The 12,480-nt window shown below is 67.4% G+C and carries 10 protein-coding genes; 9 read left to right on the top strand and 1 reads right to left on the bottom strand.

All coding sequences use genetic code 11. The annotated features are described in order from the left end of the window. Positions 1 to 3 precede the first annotated feature (3 nt). The 4 genes from fxlM (at position 4) to J2853_RS47360 (ending at position 2,803) form a co-directional block, all read left to right on the top strand. Positions 4 to 1,242, top strand: coding sequence for a methyltransferase, FxLD system (gene fxlM / locus J2853_RS47375; protein WP_307569467.1), 1,239 nt, complete (start codon positions 4 to 6; stop codon positions 1,240 to 1,242). 196 nt (positions 1,243 to 1,438) lie between these two features. Further along, a complete protein-coding gene (locus tag J2853_RS47370; RefSeq protein WP_307569465.1) occupies positions 1,439 to 1,600 on the top strand; it encodes an FDLD family class I lanthipeptide in 162 nt (53 codons plus the stop codon). Between the two features lie 143 nt (positions 1,601 to 1,743). Continuing rightward, positions 1,744 to 1,998, top strand: a complete 255-nt coding sequence (locus J2853_RS47365) for a lantibiotic dehydratase (RefSeq protein WP_307569463.1) — start codon at positions 1,744 to 1,746, stop codon at positions 1,996 to 1,998. Positions 1,999 to 2,131: 133 nt separating this feature from the next. Further along, the gene (locus tag J2853_RS47360) at positions 2,132 to 2,803 is read left to right on the top strand and encodes an HAD family hydrolase (protein WP_307569461.1); all 672 of its coding nucleotides are present in this window, start codon (positions 2,132 to 2,134) and stop codon (positions 2,801 to 2,803) included. A 90-nt stretch (positions 2,804 to 2,893) separates the two neighbouring features. On the opposite strand, the gene J2853_RS47355 is transcribed toward J2853_RS47360, so the two are convergent. Then, positions 2,894 to 3,823 carry a hypothetical protein gene (locus J2853_RS47355; RefSeq protein WP_307569459.1) on the bottom strand — a complete coding sequence of 310 codons (930 nt, stop codon included), beginning with the start codon at positions 3,821 to 3,823 and terminating at the stop codon, positions 2,894 to 2,896. 795 nt (positions 3,824 to 4,618) lie between these two features. Here J2853_RS47355 and J2853_RS47350 point away from each other — a divergent pair. The 5 genes from J2853_RS47350 to J2853_RS47330 all read left to right on the top strand — a co-directional run bounded on the left by J2853_RS47350 (position 4,619) and on the right by J2853_RS47330 (position 12,476). Next, positions 4,619 to 6,523, top strand: coding sequence for a hypothetical protein (locus J2853_RS47350; RefSeq protein WP_307569457.1), 1,905 nt, complete (start codon positions 4,619 to 4,621; stop codon positions 6,521 to 6,523). Continuing rightward, positions 6,520 to 6,657, top strand: coding sequence for a hypothetical protein (locus tag J2853_RS47345; RefSeq protein WP_307569455.1), 138 nt, complete (start codon positions 6,520 to 6,522; stop codon positions 6,655 to 6,657). Before J2853_RS47350 ends, J2853_RS47345 begins: the two co-directional genes overlap by 4 nt. Positions 6,658 to 6,939: 282 nt before the next feature. Further along, positions 6,940 to 7,269, top strand: coding sequence for a hypothetical protein (locus J2853_RS47340; RefSeq protein WP_307569454.1), 330 nt, complete (start codon positions 6,940 to 6,942; stop codon positions 7,267 to 7,269). A 300-nt stretch (positions 7,270 to 7,569) separates the two neighbouring features. After that, positions 7,570 to 11,022, top strand: a complete 3,453-nt coding sequence (locus tag J2853_RS47335) for an AAA domain-containing protein (RefSeq protein WP_307569452.1) — start codon at positions 7,570 to 7,572, stop codon at positions 11,020 to 11,022. Further along, positions 11,019 to 12,476: a phospholipase D-like domain-containing protein gene (locus J2853_RS47330; RefSeq protein WP_307569450.1), complete on the top strand. Its 1,458-nt coding sequence runs from the start codon at positions 11,019 to 11,021 to the stop codon at positions 12,474 to 12,476. The genes J2853_RS47335 and J2853_RS47330 overlap by 4 nt, the downstream gene beginning before the upstream one ends. Positions 12,477 to 12,480: the final 4 nt, after the last annotated feature.

Here is a 12,480-nt window from a genome sequence, read left to right as displayed (position 1 = left end):
CCGGTGGAAACCAACACCGTAGGCAAGGAAGAAGGCACGGACCGTGCGTTTCGTGACGCCATGGTCGACAAGCTGCGCGACTGGGGAAGTGCACGCACCGGGCCCGTAGAAGCCGCGATGCGTGCCGTGCCCCGGCACGCGTTCGTGCCGTCGGCAACACTGGAACAGGCCTACGGGCCCGGCTCGGTGGTCACTCACCGGGACGAGAACAAAAGAGCGATTAGCTCTGCATCCGCCCCTGGGGTGGTCGCGGCGATGCTGGAGCAACTGGATGTCCAGCCTGGCCTTCGGGTGCTGGAAATAGGAGCGGGGACCGGCTACAACGCCGCGCTGGTCGCCGAGCTGGCCGGGTCAGAGGGACAGGTTACGACAGTCGACATCGGAGCCGACATCGTGGCGGGAGCCCGGCGCGGCCTGGCCGCAGCGGGTTACGACCGGGTGCGGGTCGTCCACGGAGACGGCGAAGCCGGCCACCCTGAGGGCGCACCCTATGAGCGGATCATCGTCACCGCGGGCGCGTGGGACGTGTCACCCGCGTGGCGCGAGCAGCTCGCACCGGGTGGGCGGCTAGTCGTCCCGCTGCGGATGCGGGGCGTCACCCGCTCGGTGGCGCTGGAACTCGACGGCACCGTATGGCGAAGCGTGTCGATCGTGGAGTGCGGATTCATGCCGATGCGGGGGCCATCGGCGGTGGAGGAGACCAACCTGGAGCTGGGCGCCGACAGCGGGGTGTGGCTGCGCGTCGACGACGGGCAGCCGATCGACGCGGACGCGCTCGGCACGGCGCTGACCAGTGCGCCGGTCCTGGCCTGGTCGGGGGTGGTGGTGCCGTGGACGCCGATGACGCATCTGGATTTCTGGCTGGCCGGCGCGGCGCCGATATGTCGGGTCCTTGTGTCGGACCGGGCGCGGGAGGCGGGCCTGGTCGACCCGATCTACTCGTGGGGCAGCATGGGCTGCTACATCGACGGCAGTTTCGCGTATCTGGTCCGCCGTCCCGCGCCCGGCGACGCCGGTCAGGAGATGGTCGAGCTGGGGGCGTGCGCCTACGGGCCCGACGGGGAGTGGCTAGCCGGTGAGGTCGCCGATCGAGTTCGGGCGTGGGGCGCGGCCCGGGTCCGCGATGAGCTGGAGGGCCTGCGGATCGAAGTCCATCCGGAGGGGAGCGCCGATAACCCCGCCGCCATGATCACGGCGGACAAGAGACACAGCAGGGTGTTCGTCACCACGACCGGTGGTTGACGGGGCACGCTCTTCGTCGCCGTGGCAGCGATCAGCGTAGTCCGATCGCCGCAACCACCAGATCAAGGTCTTACCGACAAGCCCTCGATCACGAGTCGAGGGCAAGAGATCAACGCGGCTGCACGCCCATCAAGGAACAGCCGCTACCACCCCTCACCGTCCGGTCTAGGGGAAACGTCCGTAACTGGGGGTCGTCATGAGATCCAGAGCCAGCACGCCGACGCTCGAAGTTTCCGACCTGTTCGACCTGAACCCCCAGGTCGGGCCGGTCCATGAACTGCCTGCCGGGATGGCCTCCGGGGACTGCACCAACGACACCTGCACCGCGAGCTGCGGCTGCAGCGACGGTTGCAACTGAGCCGCAGACCGCGACCGTGAAATCAGAGGGAGGAGGTGGGTATGGCGCAGGTCTCCGTTCCGTTTTCCCACCGCCCCGGCGCTGGCGCGGATCCCGCTCCTCCTTCTGAGTTGTCCGGCCGAGGCCGGCGGGCCGGGGAACCGATGGATCCACTGGCCCGCAAGGGGATGTTCCTGACCTCCCGGCAGACGTCCGTTCTCGCCGCCGCGGCCTCACCGGAGGGCCGCGGCGGCGAAACGGTGCGCAGCTACACGCTCCGGGCCCGGACCCGGCCCACCCCGCAGGGGGTGTTCGCCGGCGTCGCCATCGCGTTCTTCTCCGACTCCGGCGGCCCGGACGGCTGGATCATGGGCAGCGAACATCGGGCCGCAGCGTCCTCGGCTGGCTCGCCGCGGTAGCCGACCGCGTCCTGACCGACCTGGATGTTCTGCCGCGGCTCACTCTGGCTGCCAACAACCTGGCAACGCACCGCGGCGAACGATTGGAACACGAAAGACCGGCAGAACCCGGCACCATCGGGGTCCAGCGGCGATGGAGGCCTTGTTCCTGGATTGCTACGGCACGCTCGTCGCCGAGGATGACGTGGTCGTATCTGACATCTCCGATCGGGTGGCTGCAGCTGCCGACAGGCCAGTGAGCAGCCGCGAGGTGGGACGCGCCTGGGGGCTGGAGTTTCGCGCGGGGTGCGCGGCGCCGCGGTTTCGATGCCAGCGAGATGTGAAGTACGACTCGCTGTCGGCGGTACTGCGCCGCTACGGTGCGCCGCTGGATGCCGCGTACCTGCTGCAACTGTTGTTTGCCTACTGGCAGAGGGCGCCGCTCTTTCCCGAGGTCGCACACGTTCTGGCCGATGCCCAGGTCCCGATCTGTGTGGTCTCCAACATCGACACCGCGGACCTGATCGCCTTACTCGATCATCATCGGCTCAGCGTTGACCACGTGGTCACGAGCCAGCAGATGCGGTCCTACAAACCCCGGCCGGAGTGCTTTCGCGAGGCGCTTCGCCGTCTCAACTGCACACCGGCGCAAGCCGTGTACGTCGGAGACTCCTGGGCGGCCGATGTGCGCGGAGCGCACGCTCTGGGCATCCCCGCGATGTGGGTGAATCGCACGGGGCGACCACGGCCCGATGACATACCCGCCCGCGAACTACAAAACCTCACAGGACTGCTGCAACCAAACGACCGGATCGATCCCTCCTGAACAAGATCGGCACTGGTGCGAGAGGGCGACGTTACACCGCGAGGATTGTCTGCTGAAATGATCGCGGCTCCCGGCGCCAGCGACCGGTGGTCAGCCGATGGTCGTCGAGGGCCATGAGCAGGTGACCACCAGGGTGCGCCGCACCCCGTTTTGCATCAAGGCCTGGCTGCGATGCTGACCATTGGTGTACTCGCGGCGGCCCAGCCGTCCGTGCAGCTGGATCGCGGTTCCGATACACAGCAGGCTCTCGAGCGCCTCCTGTTCCCAGCCGGTCATCTGCGCCACCTCGGTGCGCGCCAGAACCTGCTCGGCGATGTCGTCGACCGGCACGCCCGCCCGCTGAGCCCGGCCGGCCAGCTGCAGGGCGGTCGAGCAGACGCGATGCCAGTCACCGTGGTGATACCAGCAGCAATCTCGGCCCTGACGGGTGGAAAGGAGCTGAGCACCGATCCTTCGCCACGGTGACAAGCCGCCGCTCAGGCATCCATCGTCGCGAAAGGGTTCAGGCGCCGGGAGGGCGAGCACCCAGGCGGCGGCATAGCGTGGCTGTTCTACGGCCTCGGGCGGCCGAGGCCGGTATCCCGCGCCGCGCTCGGCGTCGACCGGCTCGCCCACCAAATGGGTCAGCTCGGCCGCGGAGATCGCGCACCAGCGGGGAGAGCTCAGTTGGTAGTCCTCCCCGGGGGTGAAGGTGACCAGTGTGAAGCCGTCGAATCGGCCGGAAGTCAGCAGCTGACGCTGGATCCACAGCGGCGGCTGCTGCTCGGCGGGCAGATGGCGCTGCCATACCGCGCTGGCATACTCCTCAGCGGCGTTGCCCAAGGACGCGCCCTCGCGCATGTTCTGTGTGACCACCGCAACCGGACGCAGTCCGGACCCGGTATACAACTGGAGCCGGAACGTGGCCAGCTGCCCGCCCGGGCGGGGCACGGCGAACATGTGCTCGTCCACGGTGCGGCTCCGGGCACCGGCCTGCGCCAGCGCGGCTCGCAGCGCCGCAGGCGGGGTCCTCGACGTCATCACCGGGGCTCCTCGCCTGTCACGTCTCGATGGTCGATCTGGAAACCAGCCGCCGCAACGCGGCGGGGTAGACGCAGCGGCTTAATGCTCTGGCTGGTCGGCTTCGGTGAGGGACAGCGGGAGCTCTACGCGCGAGGACCAAAAAGAGGCGCTCGGTTGCGGGTCGCAGTCGACCACCAGGACTCGCGGCCTGTGAGCAAGTGCCTTGGCGAGCACGGCATTCGGGGAGCCACTGCTCAGGGTGCTGCTTGTGCTGGGGTCGTCGAGGTCACGTGCTGGCTTCATGGGGTCCTCAAGGGGTGTGGGTCGGCTGTTGTTTTCAGTCAACCACGGACGTGGTCAGAGTGCCCGGCGGACTGGACGGTCGCCCTGATGCGGTCGATCAGCCGGTTGGTCGGCCGTCAGGCACGCCTGAAGGCGGCAGGCGGGGTGTGTGACCAGCCGCGCTATGTCCCTTACATCCGATGCTGGTTCCCCGGCAACAGCTGCGCGATTCCCGGTGGACCACAGCACCCTCGCGATGCCCGCGTCCTTGCCCCTGCTTAATCTCGCTCCTGGTCGGTGTACTTCGTCGGTGCCTTCACTTCATCCGTTCCAGGGGGAGTCACCCTCCCGGTACCTCCCCTTGGAAGGGCATTGGGCAGTTGCCCATCTCTGTGGATTGGATGTGACTTTTCAAGCAAGTTGCCTATCACGACAGAGTGATCCTCGTAGTATTCAGCTAACTGCCCATGAAAGCCGTGGGCGGGTTTCGAGAGGACGCAGATGACTCCACGAATACCCAGCCGAGCTGGCTTGCGGCTGCTCCCCGGCGGCGATGAGCACGAGCAGTTCCCGCCGGGCATCGCCCCCGGGGCCGGACCGGGGGCGATGTGGGGGCTGGGTCAGGTCGCCACCTACCTCGGCCGCAGCCGGGAGGCGGTCCGCCTGTACTGGCTGGCCAGCCGGGCGCGGGCCGTTGACCCTCACGCGGCCACCGCGGCCGACGCGTTGCCCGTACCCGACTTCCTTCTCCCCGACAAAGGCGCCGGCGTGCACGGGTTCTTCGACGTCCGCGGCCCGGCGGCCACCGAGTGGTGGGCGGTGGAGTCGGTTCGTCCGCTGTGGCGGCCCCAGGTGATCGCCGCATGGGCCTCGACCACGGGCCGCGCCGTCCGCGACGGTGATCGCTACCGGCTGCCCGTCCCGCTCTATCTGGACCTGCCCGCGCTGTCTGCGCCGCTGCCTCGAACCGTGGACGCTGTCGTGCAGGTGCCCGCCGGATACCGCACCACCGCCACCCAGGATCTGCATCTGCGGATCTGGGACGGCCCGCTTCCTTCCGTGCCCGGCGGCGAGACGGTGGCGCGCCGGACCGTGGTGCTGCTGGCCGCGACCGATCCGGCCAGCGGGTTCGCCTTGGACGACGAGGACCTGGCCGCCCATCTCCGGGACGCGGGATTGATCACCGGCGAGCAGGCGCGCCGGGCCCTGTGGTTCATGCAGAGCCCATCGCACCATCCAGACGTTGAGGCGGGGCGGATGCTCTGGCGCCCCCAGCTGACCTACCTCAGCTTCGAGATCTTCGAGGCCGCCCCGGACCGCGTGACCGAGTTGCCGTTGCGCCAGCGGGTCGGACAGCGCATCTCCGCCACGCTCCACCAGTTGGACGGCGGCCCCGCCCGTGCGCTGCGCTTCCCCACCCGCCTGCCGGCCACCGCGGCGCAGCTGGAGCACCTGGTCGGAGAGCGCCTGGAGATCTATCCCCGGGGTATGCACACCCCCGCGGTCATCGCCCGCTGGAGCGCTGGGGAACGTCCCGTCACCGTAGCGTGGGATCCGGTCGGTCTCGGTGAGGACCTGGCTCAGCTGCCCGTGCTGGTTGACGCCCTAAGCGCCGCCCGCGCCGCGCTGGCCCGCGCCACCCCCGACGCCGACCGGCGTCCGCTGCAGCGGCGCGTCGCCGTCATCCGGGCGGCCGCGTCCTGGGTCGCCTCCATCGCTCATGGCAACCTGAATCACGGCTGCTTCACCGACCCCTACGCCCCTGAACAGCTGCCGGCCGTCACCTTGCAGATGCCCCTCCCGACCGATGCCGACCGGCTGCTCATCAAACAGGTTCTGGCCGACGACGAAAGCGAGCCGTACCAGTACAGCGTCTTGCTGCGCGACCTGGCCGCCATCACCGCGCTGGCCGATGAGGTGTCGGCCGAAGCGGCGAGCGCCGATCAGGACGGCGCCCCTGACCCCGGCGCTCAGCTGGCCGCCGCGCTGCGTCAGGCCGTGGTCGGGATTGGTGAGCATTTCCATCCGCAGGTCCGCCTTCGGGTAGGCAGTCAACAGTGGATCCCCGCCCGCATCGAGCTGGCCACTGCCGCTTCATCCGTCGCGCGACAACACGTCGGCGAGCGCACGGAGGGTGCGGCCTATCTGCAGACCATCGCCTGGTGGGGACCCCGCCCCGAGGATCGGGAGATGGCCTATCTGCTGGCACGGTTGTTCTTCGACTACGAACACGACGGCGAGGACGGGCTGGCATGTGGCTACGACCCCTTCGGACGCTTGGTCATGCACTGCCCTGCCGCTGAGGCCTTCGCGATCGGCTGGCCGACCAACGGCGTCCCCGAGATCGCCGACCTTGGCACCTGGCGGTTTCGGCCACTGGCTGACCGGCGCATCGACCTGATCCCGATCGCTGCCTCTACCCGGGATCCGGCATGAGTCCGCCCCCTTCCAGGCAGTCCCAACCAAAGCCACGCGACGTCGTCTTCGCCCACATCATCGCGGCTGGGGTGGAGTGCAACGAGGCGATGCTCGCCGCGATGGGTACGGCGGGGATGCCAGCCAGGCCGTGACCGGCACGCTCGCCGGCCATACCCACCGCGGCACCTCCCAGGCGTCAACGGCTCATTGACGCGACTCGCTCGGCGAGGCGGTCCGCGCGTTGGGAAGCACCTTGTTTGGTGACGTGCAAGGCGTCCCTGACCGTTGACCAGGCCGCTTTATCCGCGCGGACGGCGGTGATCAGGTCGAGTTCCAGGCGGTCGATGTCGGTGATGCGACAAGTCTGGCGGATCGTGGGCGCGTTGCCAGGGCTTGCTCGTCTTGAAGGGTCGGCTGCATGTGCCTGTAGCGGGGTGTGGTCGCTGGAGAGCCTCTACCGCGACTACGGGCAAGACGTCTTGGCCGAGGCCTCGACTTCACCCGCGCTGGCGATGATCGGTGTCCGCCAGGCGATGCAAGTTGAATCCGCGGCGCTCACCAGCCCGGCGAAGCTGCGTAGTTTCCTGGCGGGCTATGGGGCGGGTGTGGTGGCTTCCGCCGTCGCGCACCCCTACCAGCAGATGGACTCCTTCACTGCTCTCGGCTATTCAGCCGCGGCCGTTCGCCTGGGTGCGCTGTGTCAGATCGCCTTCGCCGAAGGCCTGTTGAAGATGAGCCCGCCACCGGTGCTGGATCGTCGATAACGGATTCGCGCGCTTGAGGTAACTGCACCGAGGGGAACGTCGTCGGTGAGCTGCGGGTGTGCCGAAGTCGCGTGGCCTGGCGCCCAGCTGAGCTCGGGCGATCACGCTGAGCCGCGACGGCTGCGCGTCGTCGACACCCGGGTGGCCGCCGCCGAAGTCCATCCGCTCCCCGATCCCGCCATCAGCCAGACCGGCGTGGCGATCCTCCTGAACACCCACCAGCACCCCGCGTTCCTACGGGCAGTGCAAACCCTTCCAAAAGCGATAGGTTGATGTGCTTGCACCAGCGAAGGGGCTGATGTGATCCGCATAGTGGCTGATCGGTACGTGTTGCTGCCTCAGCAAGAGCGCTCAAGTGGCACGACCACGGTGGTAGTCAAGGCGATGGACTCACACTCGCCCGATGGGCAGCACGTCGCGGTGAAACTGATCCCGCGGGCCGATGCCGACGACACACACCGTGTGCTCTTCCGGCGCGAGGTCGAGGCGCTGCGTCGGCTGCGCCACCCTAACATCGTGTCGTTACTCGACCACGGCGAGGACAACGACCAAGACGCCTTCTACCTGGTATTCCCGTGGCTGGAACGGCAACTGCGGGATGTATTGCCGCCGCTGGACGAGGGCTTCGGGTGGGATGATTTCATCGAAGGCTGGGGTCTGCCCCTGCTTGAGGCCCTTGCCTACGCCCACGAGCAGAACGTGGTACATCGCGACGTCAAACCGTCCAACATTCTCATCGATGGCGACGGCACGCTGCTGCTGGCCGATTTCGGAATCAGTACGATCCGCGGCCGCATCGTCACCGAGGCCACCGTGGCTGGCTTCGCCTCCCCACCCTTCGCGCCGCCTGACATGGCAGGAATGAGCCGCGCCAGCCGCGACGTATGGGGATTCGCCGCGACGGCACTACAGTGCCTGACCGAGGGCCCCTTCGAGGACTACCCACACCTGGATACCGCGCTCGACGAGGTCGACGCGCCGCCGGAAGTTATGACGATCCTGCGGCAGTGCACCAGCCGCGATCCCGAATCCCGCCCGCGCGACGCTATCGTGCTGCACAACCGGATCCGGGAGATCCACCGGCGCCGTACCCGTAAATGGGTGAAGAGGCGCGAAGCGCAGCTCATCGTGCGTGAAGATGCCGCCCGCCGCCTGGTTGCTCCGCCAAACGACCGTGACCCCGATGCAATTGAGCGCGCGTTGCGGGCTGAGTTCGCCCACGGCAGCCACTTGGCACGCCTTGTTGATCCTGGCACCGGGCAACGGCTGGTCGACACGCTGGACCTGGTCGGAAGTCAACGGCGGCTACGACTGGCCTTCATCCGCGACCAGCCGGCGTTCATCGTCTCTAGGGCATACGACGCCGACGAACGAGAGCTCGATGGGATCCGGCAGAACGCCTGGCCCGTCGTCGAAGAGGTCGTCTGGACCTCGCGCCCCCAGCCAGCGACGACAGCACGCCAGACCAGAGACCGAATACTCGCAGCCCTGGATGAGCACTATCTGCATCAGGATGACCTGCAACAACTGCGGGATGAGAACCGGCCGTTCGACAAATGGCTCGATCTACTCGACGCCAAGGAGTCCCTCGAAGCCGGGCGCGCTGCGAGCCTCTCCTACACCTCCTTCTCAGCGGATGGCAAACGAATCCAGTTCCGTCTCACAGCCGCTCCCGAAACCGACGTCCTCGGTGAGGAACGCGTCTGCCGCGTCCGCGCATCCGACTACAGTCGCGCCCAGATCATCGGCGGTCCCGGAGTCGTGGTCGCCCAAAATGGCCACAGCATCACCCTGGCCTACAAGCGCAAGCCGATGAACCTTCCCTCTACCGGCGAACTCGTCCTGGACACGATCGCGAGCTCCGCGGCGCTGCGGCGGCAACGGGACGCGGTCCACAGCGTCCGTTCCGAAACATCCGTACGCCCTCAGCTCCGCCGGTTGCTCCTAGACCCCTCGCGGATCGCCGAGCCCGTGCCACCGACGGCGATGGACTGGTTCGACGACCGCCTGGATGAGGACAAGCGGGCCGCGATCGCCGGCGCCCTGGGCTGTCAAGACTTCTACCTCCTTGAGGGGCCACCGGGCACGGGGAAAACCAGTTTCATCACCGAGCTCGTGCGGCAGGAACTCCGGCGCAACCCCGATGCTCGGATTCTGCTGGTCAGCCAGACCCACGTGGCGGTCGATAACGCCCTGGTCCGGCTCGTCGACGCAGGACTGGACAACGTCGTCCGGCTGGGGCGGCCCGACGACTCACGCATCGCCGAGGAGGCTCAACCGCACCTGCTCGACCAGCGGGTGCCCCGCTGGGTGCGGGACATCCGCAGCCGGGCGGAAGGCCACCTGGAGCAGATGGCGCACACCGCGGCCGTGGATCTGGTGTATGTGCGCGGCGCGGCCAAGCTCGGCGAGTTGGTCGCCGTGCTTGATGAGCAGCAGGTTCTGCGCGCTCGGCTCGAGACGGTCACCGACATCCCGTCTCGGTCCGCGACGCCGCCGCCAGTGTCCGAGCTCATGGATGAGGAGGACAACGCCTCCGAGGCGGGGCGGCTCAACGACAGCCTCCAGCGGCTGTCCGACCAGATCGGAGAACTGCGCGGCCGCGCTGCCGAACTGCTGGGTGCCGAAGCGTTGGACGCCCTGCTGCCCGCCGACACGGAAGTCACACCAGACACCGCCCGCGCCGCCTTCGACACCGTGGTTGATGAGACCCCCGAGCTGCGCAAGCTGGCCGAGACCCTGAGGTTGCAGGCCGAATGGTTTCAGCGCATCGAATCCGGCCGGGATCTGGAAGCTGTCCTGCTACGCCAGGCCCGTGTCGTGGCCGGTACTTGCCTGGGATTCCTGTCCCATCCCGCAGCGCGGGACCTGGAGTTCGACCTGTGCATCCTCGATGAGGCGTCCAAAGCCACCGCCACCGAGACTCTGGTCCCGCTCGCCAGGTCCCGGCGATGGGTACTTGTCGGCGACCCCCATCAGCTTCCCCCGATGCAGGAGGAAGTGCTCGATCACGCAGAGATCATGGAGCGCCATAACCTGGAACGCGTCGACGTCGAACGCAGCCTGTTCCAGGAACTGCTGGACGGCGCCCCAGCCACAGCGCGCCACCGTCTGTCCCAGCAGTACCGGATGCATCCCGCCATCGGCGACCTCATCTCCGAATGCTTCTACGAGGGCACCCTCCGCTCGGTGAACCGCTCGGTACTGGCAGGCTGGAATACCCTCTTCGGAAAGCCGGTCGCTTGGCTGAACACTGGACGCTCCCAGCAGCGGCACGAGAAGCGCGCCGGAACCAGCACGGTCAACCACCACGAGGCCCAGGTGGTCAAACGGGCACTGGCCGACCTACGCCGAGCGCTCGATACCCGCAAGGTTTACACCGATGACGGCAAGCCCTTGCGGGTCCTGGTTCTAACCGCGTATCGCAAGCAGATGGAGGAACTGCGCCGCGCTGTGGCCAGCCCTACCTCGCCGCTGCTGGAGGTCGAGGTCAACACCGTTGACGCCGTCCAAGGCCGCGAAGTCGACATCACTTTCTACTCCGTAGTGCGTAGCAATGACCGCCACGAGCTCGGGTTCCTCGGCAGCAGATACTGGCGACGCGTCAACGTAGCTCTGTCTCGCTCCCGCTATGGACTGGTCATCGTCGGCGACGCGCCGTTCTGCGAGACCCATTCCGGTCCGCTGCAGGACGTGTTGGCCCATATCCGCAAGCACCCAGACAGCTGCTGGATCGGAGACGCCCGCGCATGACAGACGCCACGGCACTCGCCGCTCGCCGCTATAACGACCTACACCCCGGCTATCAGCTGGTCGCCGCCGTGGACGCTGCGGTTCCCTTCTCCTGGCTCACCCTCGATGTACTCGCTCAGAAACGCAAGCCGCTGCCGGTGGTCGACGAGTTTATGCTCCGGCTCTGCGCCCAGGGCGTCGACACCATCCCCGATATTGCCGCCGTGCTTGGCATGAGCGACGAGATCGTCCGGGACTCCGTCGCTCAACACCTTTCCATCGAGAACCTCGACTACCGTCCCGACCACCGCGGTACCCGCATCATCAGTCTCACGGCAGCAGGGACCCGCGCGGTCGACGATCTGGAGACCACCGCACCGCAACGAATCGATCTGCCGCACGCGTTCGACCGTCTCCTGTGGGTCCCCTCGACGCAACGCCGGAACGATCTGATCACCCGCGGCGACGCGATGGTCCGCGGTGTGCTGCTCCTACCCTCGGCCCGTACTCACGAGGTGACCACCCAGGAGGTCACACCCCGCACCCTCAACCGCATGCTCGCTGCCTCAGGCCAAGCCGACAACACCGCTCCAAGATTCCCTCATCGCCGACCAAGCTCGGGGACAGCCGAAGTCCTCTCCGTTGACGAGGTCACCCGCCAGCGCCGGTGCTACCTGCCGGCCGTCCTGCTCGTGTACTCCGCGATCGAATTCGACGACGTACGTCTGAACGTTGTTGTCGATGACCTGTCCAGCTCGGAACACGATCGTGCACTTGCACAGGTCGGCGGCGCCGACAGACTGGGCATCAGCGTGGCGCCCCCCAAAGGCGAACCCGACCTGCCCCCGCACCTGCTCGACCAGCGAGTCCCCTACGAAACCGTCCGGGACCTACAACGGCGCGCCGCCCCCTTCACAGCAGACCCGTCAGGCTCCGGTTCGTCCGCCACCGACGACAGCGTCACGGCCCGCGCTGAACTGGACACCCTGACCGTACGCAGCGTGCCCGTTTTCGAACACCGTGAACTACTGGCACACGCGCTGACAAACGTTCGCCGCCGGTTCCTACTCATTACCTCGACCGTCCGCAACGCTGTGGTCACCGACGACTTTGTCTCACGACTTGAGACCATGGTGCGCCGCACCGGCATCGTCGCGCACATCGCCTATGGGCCTTCCGACTCGAGCGGGAACCTCGACGCCAGCGCCGCCAAGCGTCTCCACTACCTCGCCAAACGCTACGACAGCCTCACCGTCACCCGTCTCGATGAGCCCCATCCCCACTGCCTGATCTTCGACGACACCTGGATCAACAGCAGCTTCGACTGGCTCTCCCACCGGGGCGGAGCCCTCCGGGTCTACCGACGAGAGGAAGGCACCTTGATTCGAGCGACCGACCTCGTCAACGATCGCCACGCACGGTACTCGGCCTTGATCGAATCGGCCTCCAGCGCCGCATCTGATCAGAACACCTGAACCC

The organism is Streptosporangium lutulentum (assembly GCF_030811455.1).
Classification (GTDB): Bacteria; Actinomycetota; Actinomycetes; order Streptosporangiales; family Streptosporangiaceae; genus Streptosporangium; species Streptosporangium lutulentum.
This window is presented reverse-complemented; position numbering and strand designations above follow the sequence as displayed.

Bases quoted from the DNA above. Each gene is read 5' to 3' on its own strand.
- J2853_RS47370 (WP_307569465.1), top strand. From the start codon at position 1,439: ATGAGATCCAGAGCCAGCACGCCGACGCTCGAAGTTTCCGACCTGTTC.
- J2853_RS47365 (WP_307569463.1), top strand. From the start codon at position 1,744: ATGGATCCACTGGCCCGCAAGGGGATGTTCCTGACCTCCCGGCAGACG.
- J2853_RS47360 (WP_307569461.1), top strand. From the start codon at position 2,132: ATGGAGGCCTTGTTCCTGGATTGCTACGGCACGCTCGTCGCCGAGGAT.
- J2853_RS47355 (WP_307569459.1), bottom strand. From the start codon at position 3,823: ATGACGTCGAGGACCCCGCCTGCGGCGCTGCGAGCCGCGCTGGCGCAG.
- J2853_RS47345 (WP_307569455.1), top strand. From the start codon at position 6,520: ATGAGTCCGCCCCCTTCCAGGCAGTCCCAACCAAAGCCACGCGACGTC.
- J2853_RS47330 (WP_307569450.1), top strand. From the start codon at position 11,019: ATGACAGACGCCACGGCACTCGCCGCTCGCCGCTATAACGACCTACAC.